15 protein-coding genes are annotated in these 17,440 nt (G+C 67.5%); 5 read left to right on the top strand and 10 right to left on the bottom strand.

Annotation, left to right across the window (positions count from 1 at the left end):
- Positions 1–9: 9 nt before the first annotated feature.
- Together purQ and purS are read right to left on the bottom strand one after the other, a co-directional pair.
- On the bottom strand, positions 10–765 hold the full coding sequence (purQ, locus tag DQ353_RS17875) for a phosphoribosylformylglycinamidine synthase subunit PurQ (RefSeq protein ID WP_113764542.1): 756 nt from the start codon (positions 763–765) through the stop codon (positions 10–12).
- Positions 765–1,016: a phosphoribosylformylglycinamidine synthase subunit PurS gene (purS, locus tag DQ353_RS17870; protein WP_071214694.1), complete on the bottom strand. Its 252-nt coding sequence runs from the start codon at positions 1,014–1,016 to the stop codon at positions 765–767. Before purS ends, purQ begins: the two co-directional genes overlap by 1 nt.
- Before the next feature lie 201 nt (positions 1,017–1,217).
- Between purS and DQ353_RS17865 the strand changes: the two genes are divergently transcribed.
- Positions 1,218–1,619: a YchJ family protein gene (locus tag DQ353_RS17865; RefSeq protein ID WP_113764541.1), complete on the top strand. Its 402-nt coding sequence runs from the start codon at positions 1,218–1,220 to the stop codon at positions 1,617–1,619.
- A 170-nt stretch (positions 1,620–1,789) separates the two neighbouring features.
- On the opposite strand, the gene DQ353_RS17860 is transcribed toward DQ353_RS17865, so the two are convergent.
- Together DQ353_RS17860 and ald are read right to left on the bottom strand one after the other, a co-directional pair.
- On the bottom strand, positions 1,790–3,565 hold the full coding sequence (locus tag DQ353_RS17860) for an ATP-binding protein (protein ID WP_220094058.1): 1,776 nt from the start codon (positions 3,563–3,565) through the stop codon (positions 1,790–1,792).
- A 70-nt stretch (positions 3,566–3,635) separates the two neighbouring features.
- On the bottom strand, positions 3,636–4,754 hold the full coding sequence (ald, locus tag DQ353_RS17855) for an alanine dehydrogenase (protein WP_113764539.1): 1,119 nt from the start codon (positions 4,752–4,754) through the stop codon (positions 3,636–3,638).
- A 211-nt stretch (positions 4,755–4,965) separates the two neighbouring features.
- Between ald and DQ353_RS17850 the strand changes: the two genes are divergently transcribed.
- Positions 4,966–5,907 carry an NADP-dependent oxidoreductase gene (locus tag DQ353_RS17850; protein ID WP_113764538.1) on the top strand — a complete coding sequence of 314 codons (942 nt, stop codon included), beginning with the start codon at positions 4,966–4,968 and terminating at the stop codon, positions 5,905–5,907.
- Here DQ353_RS17850 and DQ353_RS22650 read toward each other — a convergent pair.
- The 4 genes from DQ353_RS22650 to DQ353_RS17830 all read right to left on the bottom strand — a co-directional run bounded on the left by DQ353_RS22650 (position 5,897) and on the right by DQ353_RS17830 (position 12,979).
- A complete protein-coding gene (locus DQ353_RS22650; protein ID WP_353616710.1) occupies positions 5,897–6,484 on the bottom strand; it encodes a hypothetical protein in 588 nt (195 codons plus the stop codon). The genes DQ353_RS17850 and DQ353_RS22650 overlap by 11 nt on opposite strands.
- 267 nt (positions 6,485–6,751) lie before the next feature.
- A complete protein-coding gene (locus tag DQ353_RS17840) occupies positions 6,752–9,739 on the bottom strand; it encodes an aminotransferase (protein WP_286166887.1) in 2,988 nt (995 codons plus the stop codon).
- An 89-nt stretch (positions 9,740–9,828) separates the two neighbouring features.
- Positions 9,829–11,400, bottom strand: a complete 1,572-nt coding sequence (locus DQ353_RS17835; protein ID WP_113764537.1) for a Na+/H+ antiporter — start codon at positions 11,398–11,400, stop codon at positions 9,829–9,831.
- Positions 11,401–11,554: 154 nt separating this feature from the next.
- Complete coding sequence (locus DQ353_RS17830) at positions 11,555–12,979, bottom strand: CitMHS family transporter (RefSeq protein ID WP_113764536.1); 1,425 nt, start codon at positions 12,977–12,979, stop codon at positions 11,555–11,557.
- Positions 12,980–13,185: 206 nt separating this feature from the next.
- Between DQ353_RS17830 and DQ353_RS17825 the strand changes: the two genes are divergently transcribed.
- Both DQ353_RS17825 and DQ353_RS17820 read left to right on the top strand, forming a co-directional pair.
- Complete coding sequence (locus DQ353_RS17825; protein ID WP_113764535.1) at positions 13,186–14,886, top strand: sensor histidine kinase; 1,701 nt, start codon at positions 13,186–13,188, stop codon at positions 14,884–14,886.
- The gene (locus DQ353_RS17820) at positions 14,883–15,548 is read left to right on the top strand and encodes a response regulator (RefSeq protein WP_113764534.1); all 666 of its coding nucleotides are present in this window, start codon (positions 14,883–14,885) and stop codon (positions 15,546–15,548) included. The genes DQ353_RS17825 and DQ353_RS17820 overlap by 4 nt, the downstream gene beginning before the upstream one ends.
- A 28-nt stretch (positions 15,549–15,576) precedes the next feature.
- On the opposite strand, the gene DQ353_RS17815 is transcribed toward DQ353_RS17820, so the two are convergent.
- Together DQ353_RS17815 and DQ353_RS17810 are read right to left on the bottom strand one after the other, a co-directional pair.
- Complete coding sequence (locus tag DQ353_RS17815; protein WP_113764533.1) at positions 15,577–16,068, bottom strand: serine protease inhibitor; 492 nt, start codon at positions 16,066–16,068, stop codon at positions 15,577–15,579.
- A 48-nt stretch (positions 16,069–16,116) separates the two neighbouring features.
- Entirely contained in the window at positions 16,117–17,022 is a 906-nt protein-coding gene (locus DQ353_RS17810) for a 3-methyladenine DNA glycosylase (protein WP_113764532.1), read from the bottom strand.
- Positions 17,023–17,213: 191 nt separating this feature from the next.
- Here DQ353_RS17810 and DQ353_RS17805 point away from each other — a divergent pair.
- On the top strand, positions 17,214–17,440 hold a 227-nt coding region (locus DQ353_RS17805; protein ID WP_220094057.1), incomplete at its 3' end, for a hypothetical protein.

Here is a 17,440-nt window from a genome sequence, read left to right as displayed (position 1 = left end):
CTGCGGCGCTCACTTCTGGCCTCCAACAAGGTGGGTCAGGACGGAGGTGAAGAACCCAAGTCCGTCGGTTCCGGTGTGGTCGGGGCCGAATCCGGCCTCCACTGCGTGCTCCGGGTGCGGCATGAGGCCGACCACGTTGCCCGCGGCATTGGTGATGCCGGCGATGTTGCGGCGGGACCCGTTGGGGTTCCAGCCGACATAGCTGAAGGCCACGCGGCCCTCGGCCTCGAGGGCGTCGAGGGTCTTCTCGTCGGCGACGTACTGGCCGTCCTGGTTCTTCAGCACGATGGTGATTTCCTCACCCAGGCCGTACTGGTTGGTCCAGGCGGTGGTGTTGTTTTCCACGCGCAGGACCTGGTCGCGGCAGAGGAACTTCAGGTGGTCGTTCTTCACCATGGAGCCCGGCAGCAAGTGCGATTCGGTCAGGATCTGGAAGCCGTTGCAAATGCCCAGCACGGGCAGCTTGGCATCGGAGTTCGCGGCGTCGATGATGTTGCCCATCATCGGTGCGAAGCGGGCGATGGCACCTGCACGCAGGTAGTCGCCGTAGGAGAAGCCACCCGGGATGATGACTGCGTCGACGTTCTGCAGGTCGGCGTCGGCGTGCCACAGGGATACTGCCTCGGCACCCGCCACGCGGATCGCGCGGGCTGCGTCGCGGTCATCAAGGGTTCCGGGGAAGGTGACAACACCAATGCGGGCGCCCGAGAGCTCGGTATTCGGCGTCGAATAGTCGCCGATCAATGGAAGTTCGGTTGCACTCATTAGTCTGCGACAACCTCGACGTTGACAACGTCTTCGATGACCGGGTTCGAGAGCAAGGTCTCGGCCGCGGTGCGGGCCTGGGCCAGGATTTCCTCGGTGACCTCGCCCTCAACGGTCAGTTCAAAGCGCTTGCCCTGGCGGACCTGGCTGAAAGCGGTAAAGCCGAGGCGGGGAAGTGCGCCAACGATGGCCTTGCCCTGCGGGTCAAGGATTTCGGGCTTGGGCATAACATCAACAACGATCCGGGGCATCCGGGTTCTCCTGTGCGCGAGGGGTGGTTAATCGCCCGCGGACGTGCCGTCTCACGCCAAGGGTGGGGGCGCTCCGCGAGCTTGCCTGCTAAGTCTACCGGCACGCGGTAGCTACGTGGATTTCGTGTCTGCTTCTCGACGTTTGGTTGGAGGGGTGATAAGTCGGTATTTTGCGCTTCCTGCTGCCCTTAAGCTTGTTCAATGGAAAAAGACTCGCGCTGCCCCTGCAATTCGGGGGAATCCTACGGATCCTGCTGTGGCCGATATCACCACGGATTCAGCGACCCTGGGTCCCCGCAGTGGCCCGGAACCGCCGTTGCGTTGATGCGTTCACGTTTTAGCGCCTTTGCACTGGGCCTGCCGGAATTCCTGCTGGCCACCTGGCACCCCGACACCCGCCCGGCCGAGCTTGAGCTCGACGAGGCCATTGTCTGGCAGGACCTGGACATCATCCGCACCGAGGCAGGCGGCCCCTTCGACGATCGCGGTGTTGTCGAGTTCGAGGCGCACTACCGACTGCTGAACCAGTCCAACTCCCAGCATGAGGTCAGTGACTTCGTGCGCGAGGGCGGGCACTGGTACTACCTCGACGGCGACGATTAAGGCACTGGCATGTAGCTGCGAGGCTTGCTCACACCACTGACTCACACTACTCTCAACATCTACTCAACCATTGTTGAAGTAGGTGTTGAGAGTAGTTGCAGTAGTTGCGGGGTTCGGGTCTCTGTCCCAAGCTCCGCAGCGATGGGTTCGAGGAAGAATCCCTTCCGAACCTACTTTTTTCTGTATGTCCTTCGTGGGCTTGTCGGAGAGCCAATGCCGATTAGCCACCCGCTCTCGGTGAGCTGGCGGATATGACGCCGAACAGTGTTTTGATGAAGATTTGTCATGGTTGCCAATGACTGCGTGTTGAGCTCATCGTGTGCTTCAAAGCACGCTCTGATTCGAGCTTCAGCGTTCGCTCTTGTTTCGGTTCCTGGCCGAGCATGGGTGGATATGCCAGGGATTTCAAGTAGCCGGGGGCCTTCCGGATACGGCTCGTTGCGGCGTTGTGGATAACTGAGCCAGCCCTCGGCAACGAGCGACTCAAGGATGTCACGTACGTCTTCCCCATCTATGGCAAGTCGCTGGCGGATGTTGCTTACGGATAGGGGCTCGTTGGAATCACGCAGCGCAAGTATTCGTTGGTGATCGATAGGCAAACCGTCTGCCCCGATCTGGTGAATCCATTCACGGACGCTTTCCGTCATTAGGCCGTATCTGGGAAGCGTGATGCTGAACTGCTGCAAGGTTGACCGTATGATCGGGGCATCCAGCCCCATTTCACGCATGCCGTGCAGCATGGTCTGTAGCCCGGTGCCGAGATTTTCCGAGACTGTCGTTTCGCTACCCGGCATCCTCACGAGCGGCAAGAGGCGTGCCAACGTTCCGTTTCGGGACAATGAGCTCCCTTTCCAGAGGTCTTCCCGATTTCTCCCGCCGTAGATTCCGCCAGGATTTTCAATGACGAGACGGTCGGCGAATAGTTCGATACGGATCTGCTCACCCTGTGTGTATGCAGAATAGTCGCGGTGCATTAGGGCATTGGCTATCGCCTCGCGTATTACTGTCACAGGAATTTCGGGGACTTCGTCGACGGTTGAAGCGCGGACCACTCGACGAGTCTTTAGGGATTTGATGACTTCGGTCACGGCGCCCTCCAGCATCAGAGGGATGCTTCCGTCAAGGGTTTGACGATTCAGGAGTTTCACACCTGCGAGCACTGTTCCCTTGTCCGTGCCGGGAAACTCCGCAACGCTAATCATCAATTGTGGAAAGTACTGTTGTGGGTAAATTCCAAAGCTAAGTAACCCGCCGAGGGTCGGGGTCGTACCGTCGGCCGCGAGGATTCCATTGCGGATAAGGGCTTCTTCGTCGCTTAGTTTTGCGAATATGGGGGCCCGTCCGGTACGCAGTCTGTTAAGGAACTCCTGTATGGCTCCGGCGTCGAGATCTTCCCATGAAGCATCCGTTACGGGCTGGATGTCGTCCTGTGGTTGCCGCTGATTGCTTTGCAGCGCAAAGACTTCGTACTCATTCAGACGATGGTCGCCGTCATGAAGCCTTTGGTAACTTCCGTTGAGGAGACCTTTGTCGGTGACAAAGCAAGGCTTTTGATGAGGTTGAAGTTCGCTGATATCAATGAGTACCAATCGCCCGCCTTCGAAAGGAACGATGTCTACCTCTGCGACAGGGGCGGGTGTCAGCGCGCCAGACTCTTCCTTAAGTTTGCGTGGGCGGACCATGGCAATGGCAGCTTCTGCTGAGGATTCAGCGTCAAACCCCTCTGCCAGGGTGAATCCGGTACGTTCATCGATTCCCAGGATTATTAGTCCGCCACCGGCACTGTTGCTGAAAGCGCTAATGGTTTCTCTGACGGACTTGGGAAATCCCCCGGCAGCGGCCTTCACCTCGACGTAGCGGGAGTCAGAGCCAATCGAGCGCAAGCGAGCGACCAGCCCTGCAAGATCTCCGTATCGGGTGGACGTGGATTGACTGTCACTACTCACACTACTCACAACACCAACTCTAACCATTGATTGTTGAAGTAGATAGTGTGGGTAGTTGAAGTAGGTGGTGTCAGGCCCCGGCCAGCACGCTCTGGATCGAAACGTGTTCCCTGCCCAGCGCCGCTGCGACAGGAGCGAAGACCACATCTCCGGCGTGGGCCATCAGCCCGTTGGCGAGGCCCTCGTCCTCGACCATGGCCTGCTTCCAGCCCTTGTCCGCAATGCGCAGCGCGTAGGGCAGGGTGGCGTTGGTCAGCGCGGCGGTGGAGGTTTGCGGGACGGCCCCGGGCATGTTGGTCACGCAGTAGTAGAGGGCATCGTGCACCTTGTAGGTGGGTGCTGCATGCGTGGTGGGGTGCGAGCCCTCGAAGCAACCGCCTTGGTCGATGGCGATGTCGACCAGCACCGAACCCGGGCGCATCTTCTCGACCATTTCCAGGGTGACAAGCTTCGGGGCAGCGGCACCGGGGATCAGCACCGAACCGATGACCAGGTCCGCATCTGCGACCTCGCGGGCGATCGCGTGCTTCGAGGAAGCCAGCGTCTTGACCCGGCCGCGGTAGTCGGTGTCGATCTCCTTGAGCCGGGCCAGGTTCACGTCGAAGATGGTGACATCCGCACCGAGACCGGCCGAGGCTGCTGCCGCGTTTTCGCCGGCGACACCGCCGCCGATCACCACGACCTTGGCCGGACGGGTCCCGGGGACCCCGCCCATCAGGATGCCCGATCCGCCGGAGGGCTGCTGCAGGGTGAAGGCGCCGATCTGCGCCGCCAGCCGTCCGGCGACCTCGCTCATCGGCGCCAGCAGCGGCAGTGACGGGCCGCGGCGTACGGTCTCGTAGGCGATCGCGGTGGTGCCCGCGGCAAGGATCGCGTCGGTGCATTCGGGAGAGGCCGCTAGGTGCAGGTAGGTGAAGAGGACCTGGTCCTCGCGCAGGAATCCGTAGTCGGAGGCGACAGGTTCCTTGACCTTGAGCACCATGTCGCCGGCGGCCCAGGTGGCCGCGGCGTCCGGGGCGATCTGCGCGCCGGCCTCGAGGTAGTGCGCGTCATCGATCCCCGACCCGATCCCGGCGCCGGCCTGGACGACGACCTGGTGTCCGTGCGCAACGAACTCGGAAACGCCGGCAGGGGTGATGGCCACGCGCAGTTCGCTGTCCTTGGTTTCCTTGGGCACGGCAATGATCATCTGAACTGGCTCCTTGGGCTCTTGGCTGCACCCCTGAAACGGGTGGTTGAAACGAGTCTAGGCCGAGGCCGGCGCGAAAAGCCCGGATCACGGGTATAAGTCGCGGGGGCTTGCACCGCCGGGCCCGGAGAATAATTCGGGCCTTCGCGCGGTTGGCCATAATGGAAGACGACAACCAGGAAAGCGGGAACACCAGGAAAGCGGGAACACCATGGAAGCACTCACGATGAAGGCGATGGCCTACTCCGGGTACGGCGGAGTGGAGAAGCTGGAGCAGCTCGAGCTTCCGCTGCCGAAGGTCGGCCCCGGAACGGTGCGGATCAAGATCAAGGCGGCCGGGGTGAACCCGGTGGACTGGAAGGTCATGGCCGGATACCTCGACCCCATCATGGAGGTGGATTTCCCGGCGGTCCCCGGCTGGGATGTTTCAGGCGTCGTGGACGCCGTCGGCTTCGACACCCCCGAGTTCAACATCGGCGACGAGGTCCACGCCTACGGCCGCCGTGACACCGTGGGCATCGGCTCCTTCGCGCAATACATCACCCTGCCTGCCGGGGCCGTGGCGCACAAGCCGAAGCAGCTCTCCTTCGAGGAGGCTGCCGCGCTGCCGCTGACCGGAGGGACCGCGCTGCGCGCCCTCGACGCCCTGGAACTTGCCCCCGGGCAGAGCGTGTTGATCCACAACGGAGCCGGCGGCGTCGGTCAGGCCGCGATCCAGATCGCAAAGGCCGCGGGGGTCCGGGTGCTGGCCACCGCCTCGGAAAGGAACCACGAACTGCTCGCGTCCCTCGGCGCCGAGCCGCTGACCTATGGTGCGGGGCTCGTCGACGCGGTGCACGCGCTGGCCCCGGAAGGGGTCGACGCGGTGGCGGACTTCCACGGCGGCGCGCTCGAGGACACCCTGGCGGTGCTCAAGGAATCGGGGAAGCACGCCTCGATCGCCGACGGCACCGTGGGTGAACACGGCGGGGCCTACATCTGGGTGCGGCCCGACGGGCGCGAGCTCGCGCGGCTCGATGCACTGGTCGAGGCGGGCAAGCTCTCCGTGCGCGTGGTCTCCAGCTATCCGATGCAGCAGGCCGCGGCCGCCATCACGCAGAGCATGGGCGGGCATGCCGGAGGCAAGATCGTGCTGACCGAATTCACCGACTGACCCTCGGCGAGTCGGAAGTGGTCGGCGGTGTTTGTTTGCTGCCGGCCATCGAGCAGCATTGTTCCGCCGTAGGGCAGGACCCACTGCGGACCGGTGTGTCCGAAGGGAACCCCGGTGCACACGACGGCATCGTTGTTGTAGCGTGCAAACTCCTCGAACACCGCCTCGCGCTGGGCGGCACCGATTCATGCGTGCCCACCGGCGCCCGGGCGATGACGGCTCCGGCGACGGCCGCGAGCAGCCCGCGTTCGCCCAGTGCCCGCAGCCTCCTCTTGATGAGCCGGTCCGCGACGGTGAGCTGGTCGACGACCTCGAAGCCGCCTCCCCAGGTCAGGCCCTCCACGGTCGGTTCGGGCCCGGCCCACCGCCACGGCTCGGTGGGTTCCCGGTCGCCGAAACCGGTCAGGGCCTCGGGGGAACGCCGGTCCGGCCCGAAGTCCCCGGAAGTGCCGGGCCCCGCGCCCAGATGAACCTGCGTCGACCCGCCGTAGGTGCCCGGCACCCCGTGGCACCAGAGCCGGTTCAGCAGGTTGGTGTTGTCGCTGCAGCCGAAGAACGGCTTGGGGTTCGCGGCCACCAGCCTCGCATCAAGGTGCGGCGTGGGCGTGATGTGGTCGTCTCAGCCCGGGGTGGCAAAGGACGGCGGGAGCACCGCCACCCGGTCGCCCGCGGCGAGCTTGGGCAGGGGTGCCAATGCTGGAGTGGCGGTCATGGGACCATCCAACCACGGCCCCAACCCGTCCAGCCTGGACAAAATGCGTCTGGAGGCTGATTCCCCCGGAGGCATCGCGGCCAGAGGCGCCCGGAACCGAGGTCCGCTATCCGGCTTCCGAACCTGCCCTGACTAGGGCGTGCGAGGCAGGCCGGCCAGCACCCGGTCCAGCGCGCCGAGTACGAAGTCGGCGCTTTCGCGCGTCAGGCACAGCGGCGGCTTGATCTTCAGGACGTTGCGCCGCTCGGAGGTGGGCTGGGTGATGATGCCCAGGCCCAGCAGCCGCTCGCAGGCCAGCAGGGTTTCCTCCACGGCAGGCTCGTTGCCGATCCCGGGTTTGATCAGCTCGACGCCCAGGAACAGCCCCGTGCCGTGCACGTGTCCGATGATCGGGTGGCGCGTTGCCAGCCCGGTGAGCCTCTGGAGCAGGTAGTCGCCCATCCGGGCCGCGTTCTCCATGAGCTTCTCGTCGCGCAGCACGTCAAGCACCGCGATGCCCACCCGGCAGGCCGCGGGGGAGCCGCCCGTGGAGGAGAAGAACTGGCCCTCGTTCACCAGGGACTCGGCGATCTTCCGGGTGGTGAGCACTCCGCCGAGCGGGAAGCCGTTGCCCATGGGCTTGGCGATGGTGACGATGTCCGGGACCACGTCCTGCAGCTCGAACGCCCACTGGCGCCCCATGCGTCCGAACCCGACCTGCACCTCGTCGGCGATGCACACCCCGCCGGCCGCGCGCACGGCCCGGTAGACCCCGGCCAGGTAGCCGTCCGGCAGCAGCACGCCGCCGGCGTTGCCGAGCACCGGTTCGGCGATGAACGCCCCGACGGGGGTGCCCGCCGCGCCCAGCTCGGCGATGCGCGCGGCGGCATCTGCCGCGTACGCGGGACCGGCGTCCGGGCCGGTGTGGCTGCCGCGCAGCGGGTGCGGGACCTCCAGCAGTTCAACCCACTCGGGGCGGCTGCCGGAGGCGTGCGGGTTGTCGAACGCACTGGTGGTCACGGCGTCGGCGGCCATCGACCACCCGTGGTAGGCCTCGCGCAGGGCGAGGACGGTGTCCCGGCCCGTGGCGGCACGGGCCAGTTTCAGCCCGAGTTCCACGGCCTCCGATCCGCTGTTGACCAGCAGGACGGTGTCCAGCCCGGATCCCGCAGGAGCCAGATCGACAAGCCGCCGGGAATAGTCGGCCAGCAAGCGGTAGAGGAAACGCGAGTTGGTGTTCAGCAGCCGCAGCTGGGCCGCGGCCGCATCGGCAACCGCGGGGTGCCCGTGCCCGATCGAGGTGACGTTGTTGACCAGGTCCACGTAGGCGCGGCCCGTCGTGTCCACCAGGTGGTGGCGCCAGCCACGCTCGAACTGCGGCGGGTTCTCGAAGAAGCGCTCCTGGGCGGGGGAAAGCAGGGCGTTGCGGCGGTCCTGTTCCGCATGCGGGCCGGCGGCGGGGCCTTCCGTTTCCAGCCCGAGCAGCCCGGCCGGGTCCCGGGCCAGGCGCAGCCATGCCTCGGCCGGCTCCGGGGTCGTGAACAGGGGAACCTCGTCCGGAGCCCCGGCTGACAGCAGTTGGAGAGACACCGGTGCGGGCAGCTCCCGCTCCGTGGAGGACCGCGCGGGGATCCGGGCAATGAACTCGCCGCGGACCACGTGCCGCGATGGTCCTTCGGGCAGCGCCCCGTCCAGGACCATGCGCTCGCCGGAGCCGGCAACCACTTCCACCCGGGCGGTGCCGGCAACCAGCCGGCCGTCCCACGGGGAGGTGAAGCCGAGCGGTTCGCGCGTGTAGAGCTGGAGGGCCAACGGGATGGTCGCCGCGGGTTCCATGGCATCGGGGACGGTCCGGGTCAGCCGGGCCCTCCCCTGCGGCAGCAGCAGAATCGGGTGTTCATCCAGCGCCGCGGTGAGCAGTTCGGCCTCGATGCCGGGTTCCGTCCAACGCCCGGCATCAAGCAGCGGGGATTCCACGCCCAGGTCCAGCACGGCGTGTCCGTCCAGCGCCACCATCGGCGCCGCCTCGGTGGCGGGGTTGCTCCGGGGGAAGCCGAGGGCCGCCATGGTCGCCTCGGTGCCGACCTCCAGCGGCAGGGCCGTGGCCGCGGCGAAGATCGCCCACTCGTGGTCCATGCGTTCGACCGCGTAGACGTTGTCGGCCTCCAAACCCACCTGCTCCCAGCCGGAGGCGATGAGCACCGCGGCCCGCAGCACCAGCAGCGGCCAGAGCGCCCGGGCCTCGGCCTCGGACAACGGGTTCTCGCGGTGGAACGCGGCTGCGGTCGCCAGCACGGACAGCGGTTGGCCGGGGCGGTGGTGCAGCAGTGACGTGCAGAGCACCGCCAGCTCCGCCACGCGCCAGCCGTGGCCCAGGTCGCCGAAATCGATCAAAGTTCCCCGCGGCCGACCCGAATCCGGGTCGATGCCGAAGCCGACGATGTTGTCATCCGTCAGGTCGCCGTGGATGGGCTGGACCGGAAGTGAGTCCGCGAGCGGAGCCAGCAACCGCCGGGCAGCCTGCGCAGCCGCGGCAACCGCCTTCGCCTTGGCGGCGTCCTTGATGGCCGGGAGCCGCCGCTGCACCACCTCGAACCCGCGGCGCAGGTCCCATTGCAGCTCGCGTTCCAGCCCCGGGTGCCCGAAGTCTTCCAGCGTGCGCGTGACGGCCGCGGCCAGGCTGCCCAGCCCGGAAAGCGTCGCATCGCCCAGGTATCCGGCTTCCAGAAGCGTGCCGCCGGCGACGAATTCGAAGAGCCGCAGGTGCGCCACGGTGTTCCCGGCGTCCGGGGCCCGTTGCAGGGCCTGCCCGTCGAGGCCGGGTAGGGCCCGGGCCGCGGAAATGCCCTCGCCCGCGGCGCCGGAGGCGAAGAGCGCGGCGGCCTGGTTCTGGGCCAGCAGCTCCTGCTCGCCGAAGACGGCGTTGTCCACCTTCAGGACCCGGCGTCGGCCGTCGCCGGAGGTGAGCAGGAAGTTCCGGTCCTGGTTGCTGCCCAGCTCGACCGCGTCGGCATCCAGCCCGAAGAAGCACCGCGCCAGCGCGGCCGCCTGCCGTTCGCCGAGGTCCGGGCGCACCAACGCAAGGTTCTCGGCCTTCGGTCCCTTGACTGCGGATTCGTTGGAGTGACCTGGAATGTACAACGGTTTCCTCCAAAAAAGAGAGGCGGTAGTGTGGTTTGCACCACACTACCGCCCCGTGGGGGTTCCCTCCAGCGGTCCGCCGCCTGGCGTCACTGGTCCAGCGTGACGGTGCGCAGATCCAGCCGGCGCAGCACCCGGTCCACGAGCTCGGGGTCGTTGCCCGGTTCGTTGCGTGCCTTGAGCATCTCCGAGCGCGCGGCGTCCAGCGCCTCGCGCTGCACGTCGTCCATGACGGTGAGGATCTGCTTCAGGCGCAGCATCTTCTCCGGGTCCGCCTCGAGGTCGGCCTCCAGGATGGTGTGCAGCGAGGACATGCGCCGGGCCAGCGCGTCGCGGCGTTTTTGCGGCAGCGCCGACGCGGCGGTGGAGCGCTTCATGGTCTCCAGGGCGACCTTTTCCGCGCGGCGGGCCAGCGAGCGCTGCTTGCGTTCTTCCGCTGCGTGGTCGTTGGGCAGCTTCAGCGCACGCATCAGCGCCGGCAGCGTCAGGCCCGGCAGCACCAGGGTCGTGATCAGCACGGCGCAGGCGGTGGCAATCACGAAGTTCCGGCCTTCCAGCGGCTGCCCGTTGGCCACGGTGGCCGGCAGCGCCAACGCCAGCGCAAGGGTCGCCAGCCCGCGCATGCCGCACCAGGAGAGCACCAGCACCTCTTTCAGCGAGCCCGGGGTCTTGGACTTGCGCTCGGTTCCGCCGATCTTGAACATCGCCATCATCCACACGAAGCGGACCAGCACCACCGTGGCGCAGATGGCCGCGATGCCGGGGATGAACGTCAGCAGGTTCGCCCCCTCGTCCTGGATGATGTAGCGCATCTCGATGCCGACCAGACCGAAGGCGACCCCGGTGGTGAGCAGCTCCACCACGTCCCAGAAAGCGGTGCGGGTCAGGCGTTCCTCGGAGTCCTGCGGGCGGGCGCGGCGGCCCAGCTCCAGCGCGGTGACCACCACGGCGACGACGCCGGAGAGGTGGACCTCCTCGGCCAGCAGGTAGACGGCGTAGGGTGCCACCAGCGTGGTGGCGGAACGGGCCACCAGGTCCGGGACGAAGCGGTTCAGCGCCCCGACCAGCCAGGCCATGCCCAGGCCCAGCACGATGGCTCCGGCCGCCCCGATCAGGAACTTCGGCACCACGTCCCAGCCGACCTCGCCGCCGCCCATGGCCGCTGCAACCGCCGCCTGGAAGATCACGATGGCCATCGCGTCGTTGAACAGTCCCTCGGTCTGCAGCACCGTGAGAAGCCGGCGGCGCATCTTCACCTTGCCGGCAACGGCCTCGACGGCCACCGGGTCCGGCGGGGCCACGATGGCACCCAGGGCGATGGCCGCCGGAAGCGCCATGGTCGGGACCATCAGCCAGGCGACGCCCGCCACGGCGGCGGAGGTCGCCAGAACCAGCAGTACGGCCAACAGCACCAGCGAGCGCCAGCGCAGCCGGAAGATCGACCAGGAGCTGCGCTGGGCCGCGGCATAGAGCAACGGGGGCAGGAAGAGCGGCAGGATCAGCTCGGGGTTGATGTGGACCTCGGGAATGAACGGCAGGAATGCCGCCCCGGCCGAGAAGACCAGCATCAGGATCGGGTAGGGCAGGCGGATGCGTTCGCCCAGGCCCGCCACCAGCACCGTCCCGAAGAGCAACCCGACCAGCAACAGCAGGAATTCCATGGGGGTGTGCCTCTTCCTCTTGATCCGTTCTTCCAGTTTTCCACACGCCCGTTTCGGGGACGTTAAGCGCGCAGGGCCGGCGGCACGCAAAGGGGCGGGGAACCTTTTCAGGTTCCCCGCCCCGTGGCGTGCCGCGTGGTTGGCGCGGCGTTTCCTAGCCGATGCCGATGGCGCCGATGAGCACGCCCACGGTGAGCATCACCAGGGAGACGACCAGTGCGCGCCACAGGACCTTCTTGTGGTGGTCGCCCAGATCGACGCGGGACATCGAGACCAGCAGCAGGATCGCGGGAACCAGCGGGGACTGCATGTGCACCGGCTGGCCGGTGATCGAGGCGCGGGCCATGTCCACGGCGGGAATGCCGTAGTGTGCGCCGGCCTCGGTGAGCACCGGCAGGATGCCGAAGTAGAACGCGTCGTTGCTCATGAAGAACGTGGCGGGGATCGAGATGATGCCGGTGAGGATCGCCAGGTACGGGCCCATCGAGGTCGGGATGACGTCGACCAGCCAGGTGCTCATGGCATCGACCATGCCGGTGCCCGAGAGCACGCCGGTGAGCACCGCTGCGGCAAGCACCATGGAGACCACGGCGATGACCTCGGAGGAGTGCGAGGCGATCATCTTGGCCTGGTCGGAGATGCGCGGGAAGTTCACCAGCAGCGCCACGGCGGTGCCGATCATGAACAGGTAGGACAGCGGCAGCACGTCGGCGATCAGCAGCACGAAGATGGCCACGGTCATCGAGAGGTTGAAGATGAACAGCTTCGGGCGCAGGGTCTCGCGGGTCGGGTCCAGGACCGTGCCGTCCATGGTGGCGGATTCGGTGCCGTCGCCGCGCACGGCGACCTTTTCCAGCAGGGCGACGCCGCGGCCGCCGGTCGGGGTCTTGGCGTTGCCGGAGTCCTTGGAGCCGCCGGTTCCGCCGGTCATGACCGAGCCCGGGCCCCATCGCAGCGGGTCCTCGCGCTGCAGGCGCTTGCGCTCGGCGATGCCCATGGCCCAGGCGAAGCCGAAGACGACGACAAGTCCCACGGCCAGTGCCGGGATCATCGGGACGAACACCGCGGAGGCATCCACGTGCAGCGCCGCGGCGGCGCGGGCGGTCGGCCCGCCCCAGGGCACGATGTTCAGCGTGCCGTTGGTCAGCCCGGCCACACAGGTCAGCACCACCGGGCTCATGCCCAGGCGCTGGTAGATCGGCAGCAACGCGGCGGTGACCACGATGAAGGTGGTGGAGCCGTCGCCGTCCAGGGAGATCAGCCCGGTGAGCAGCGCGGTGCCCATGACGACCTTGGCCGGGTCGTTGCCGACCAGGCGCAGGATGCCGTCGACCAGCTTGTCGAAGAGCCCCACGTCGATCATGATCCCGAAGTACATGATGGCGAACATCAGCAGGGCGGCGGTGCCTGACATCGACTTCACGGCATCCATGACCATGTCGCCCAGTCCGAGTCCGGCGCCGGCGAAGAGGCCGAAGACGGTCGGGACGATGATCAGCGCCAGCAACGGGGTCATGCGCTTGGTCATGATGAGCGCCATGAACGTGGCGACCATCAGGAACCCGAGTGCTACCAGCATGGGGATCTCCTTAAATGGGGGTGTAACGCGGGTGAGGGGGAGTTGGCTTGCGACCGGCTGGGGGTGCTTTCACCGGTGGATCGCGCCGTGGAACACAACGCTACGTGGTGCGCATCACGGTGGTGTGGTTGTGCCCACAAGCCCCGCTTCTTCCCCTAAATCCTTTTTTGCTCATAAAGCCCACCCGAGGTCCTAGACTGGGTTCCATGCCTCCGGAGCCGAAGCCCGGGCGTGGATTCGCCGCCCGCATCATGACCCTGCAATTCGTTGTGGTGGGGCTGATGATCCTTGCCGCCGCGGCCGGTGCCATGTGGGTGACCGTCCAGCGCGTCAACGAACAGGCCCAGGAACGCGCGCTGGCCATTGCGCGCACGCTGGCCGCCGACCCCGAGATCCGGACGCAGGTGCGGCGCTACGCCGATGCGGAAACGCTGGACGCCGCGGCGCTGCGCACCGGGTACGTGCAGCAGGCGGCCGAGGGCGTGCGGGTGCGCACCGGTGCGTTCTTCGTGGTGGTCACCGAGGACCGCGGGATCCGCCTGGCGCACCCGACCCCCTCCCTGCTGGGCCGGAAGGTCTCCACCGATCCCGCCGCACTGTCCGGGCGCGAGTCGGTATCCCGCGAATACGGGACCCTGGGCGAATCCGTGCGCGCCAAGGTCCCGGTCTTCGCCCCGGACGACGCGACCGTGGCGGGCGAGATCAGCGTCGGGGTGGGCGTCCAGGAGCTGGCCGCGCGGCTGCGCACCGCAGGTGCCTGGGTGCTCGGGCTGGGCCTCGGGGCCCTGGCGCTTTCCGCGGCTTCGACCCGCTGGCTGGTGCGCCGGCTCAAGGCGCAGACCCTGGGGCTGGAACCTGCCGAGATGGCGCAGCTGCTGCGGGACCGCGACGCGGTGCTCTACGGGGTGGCCGACGGGGTCATCGGCATCGGCCCCGACGGCCGGGTGTCGGTGCGCAACAAGGCCGCGCGGATCATGCTGGGTCTGCCGCATCGCCACGAGTCCGCCGACATCATCGGGCAGCCCTACACCGACGCGCGGCTGCCGGCGCCTTTGGTTGCCGCGATCGCCGAGGGCACCGGAGCCACGCTGCGCCTGGAAACCGAGCACGCGGCACTGGTTGCCACCGTGCACCCGGTGGCCCGCGAGGGCATCGACCTGGGGCAGGTGGTGCTGCTGCGCGACGTGACCACCATCGAGACCCTGGGCTCGCGGCTGGACGCGGTCCAGACCATGGCCGGCGCCCTGCGCGCCCAGCGCCATGAATTCGCCAACCGGCTGCACACCATCTCCGGGCTGCTGCACCACGGGGATGTGGCCGAGGCCCAGGACTACCTCGGCGAGGTCATCGCCTCCGGTCCGGTGCGCGAACCCGTGCAGAACCTCGCTGCCATCGAGGACACCTACCTGCGGGCCTTCCTCGGGGCCAAGGGCGTCGAGGCCTACGAGCGCGGCGTGGTGCTGCGGGTGGGGGATGCCAGCGCGCTCTACGGCAGCCTGGTCGACGCGCAGGACGCCACCGCGGTGCTCGGGAACCTGATCGACAATGCGCTGCGCGCCGCGGTGGAGGGACCGGCTCCGCGCTGGGTCGAGGTCGACCTGCTCTCCGAGGGCGCCACGCTGCACCTGGCCGTCGCCGATTCCGGGGACGGGGTCCCGGGGGGCCTGGACGTCTTTGCCGAGGGGATCAGCACCGGCGCGCTGCCCGATGCCCCGGAACACGGCCAGGGCGTGGGGCTGCCGCTGGTTCGCCGGCTGGCCCGCACCCGCGGCGGCGAGGTCTGGATCGCGGACCCCGGCGGGCCGGGGAGCACCGACCATGCGCACTCCGGGGCCGTCTTTGCCGCCCGTTTGCCCGGGGTGCTGTCCACCGATGCCGGAACCACCGAAGGGAAGAACACCCGATGAGCGAGCACACCGACTACAAGGTCCTGGTGGTCGACGACGACTTCCGGGTCGCGGCACTGCACGCCGGCTACGTGGATGCGGTTCCCGGGTTCCGCGCCCTGGCCCCGGTGCACGACGCCCGGATGGTGCCGCGCGCGGTCGCCGAGGGCAAGCCCGACCTGCTGCTGCTGGATGTGTACCTGCCGCAGGGGTCCGGGCTGGACCTGCTGGCGACCCTGGACGTGGACGCCTTCGTGCTCTCGGCGGCCACCGAGGTCGATGCGGTGCGCACCGCCATCAGGCGCGGAGCGCTGGGCTACCTGGTCAAGCCCTTCGACCCCAGGATGCTCGCCACCCGGCTGCGCGGTTACGCCCGCTATCGCCGGCAACTGGACGGCGCCGCGGCGCTGGACCAGCAGGGCATCGACCGGGCGCAACGCGCACTGCTTTCGGGCGAGGAGTCCGCGGGCACTGCGGCGACCCCCACCGAACAGGCCGTGCTGGCGGCTGTTGCCGCGGCCGGCGAACCGGCCACCGTCATGCACGTGGTCACCGCCGTGGGGATCTCCCGGGCCACCGCGCAGCGCTACCTGGCGAATCTGGTGCAGGCCGGATCGCTGCGCCTGGAATTGGCCTACGGCAGTCGGGGCCGGCCCGAGCACCGCTACCTCGTGCAGGACTGAGCCCGCGAAGCCCGGAGCAAGCCGGGGGTCATTGCAGGGCGGGCTGGTCGACCAGCAGCGCCAGGGCCGCGTGCCAGTCGGCGATCCCGCATCCGTCGCGCAGATCGAAGCTGCGGTTCACCGCGCGCCCATCCATCGTCCCGCTCACCACGCCCACCGCCGGTCCGCCGTATTGCATGGTGCACGCATCGTTGGCGCCGCGAGGGGGACCGGTGAGCAGCTTCGGCTCCTTGGCCACCAGGGCGCAGGCCTGTGCCGCGTCCGGGTGCCGGCTTTCGGGCAGCGGGACGGCCCCCCTGCACAGGAGGCGGTAGTGCGCGCTCTCCACGGCGCCGTCGGCCCGAATCGAGACCTGCAGGTCCGTGGTCGGAGGACCCGTGCCGGGTGGGGCGGAAGGCGCCGGCGAAGTGGAAGTCTTCAACGGCGTTGTCCCGCTGCCGGTGGATCCGGCGCACCCGGAAAGCAGCATCGCGGCGCCGGCGAGCAGTGCCCCTGCCATGAAGGAAGACCTGGACCGCATGGCCGAACCCTCCCGTCTCGTGCCGGAACCGGTGGCTACCGGCCTATCTCAAGTCTGTGGCACCGGAAGGGATTGGGCAACGGCCAGCAGCCGCCCGCGCAGGACCTGGGAGCGGTCGGCGAACTCCTTTTGCAGGCGCACGTACTCGGCCTTGCCCGCTGGCGTTTCGATGCGGATCGGATCCTGCCCCCATGCGGCCAGGTCGTACGGCGAGGCCTGCATGTCCATGGTGCGGATGTCCCAGGCGAGCTCGAAGCAGTCCATGACCAGGTCGGTGGGAACGGCAGGGGTGAGCTTGTAGGCCCACTTGTACAGGTCCATGTTGGCATGCAGGCAGCCGGGCTGTTCCAGGTCCCGCTGGGTCTCGCGGGTCGGCTGCAGCTCATTGAGCGGCACGGCCTCGGGGGTGTAGAACCGGAAGGCGTCGAAGTGGGTGCAGCGGATCTTGTGTTCCTCCACCACCGCATCGGTTCCCGCGGAGCCCAGCCGCAGCGGCAGGTATTCATGGCGGATGCCGTTGTCTGCCGACTTGTAGGCCATGGCCCATTCGTGCAGCCCGAAGCAGGCGAAGTTCCCCGGGCGCGATGCCGTGCCGGCCAGGACGATGGCGGCGAAGCGGACCGCCTCTGCACGGGCGCCGGCAAATGCCGTCAGGTCCACCGTGTAGCCGCGCTCGCCGGAATCCGGGTCGATGGCCTCTCGGTAGAACTTCCAATCCGCTCGTTCGAGGGCCTTTTCCCCGGCCAGGACCACGCCGGGTCCCGGGTGCCAGCGGTAGAGCTGTCCGGGCTTCTGCGTGTAATAGGTGAAGAGGAAATCCTCGACCGGATGCTTCTGCCGCTTCATCCGGCGCTCTGTGAACGGCTCGCCAAAGCGCTTGGCGCGCGCTTGGTGGGCAGTGGCCGCGGGCAGCCACTGCTCTTGAGGCAGCCAGGTCAGGGTGGAGGGAAGCATTCAACCATTGTCTCGCGCAGGGGCCGCGAAGCAGCAATTTCCGCGGCCTGGACACCCAGTCCGGGCCCGTCCGTCAAGCCCCCTGCGCAATTCTGTGGATAACCAAAATAAGCCTATGACATGGATCTTTATGCCTGATTGATCGCAATCCGGGCCTTCATTTTGCCGGCCCGGCGGCGTAGAATGAAGATATGTTCGATGAATACCATAAAGGGGATTCGGAAGACGAACCTCCAGACGAAAGCAATGCACCGGCAGCCCGGCAGCCCCCGGCTCCCGCCCTCCCGCCGATACCCGGACGGAGCCACGCCGAGGACCTGGCCTACCTGCGCGCGTTCCTGGACGGCGTCGCCAACCTGGACACCGGCGGCAGCGCCCGCGACCAACACGAAAAAATGGCCATGCTCGAACGCATCAA

The sequence above is a fragment of the Arthrobacter sp. AQ5-05 genome (assembly GCF_003287975.1).
Classification (GTDB): Bacteria; Actinomycetota; Actinomycetes; order Actinomycetales; family Micrococcaceae; genus Paeniglutamicibacter.
The sequence above is the reverse complement of the archived record's forward strand: the minus strand, read 5'-3'. Positions and strand labels throughout refer to the sequence as shown.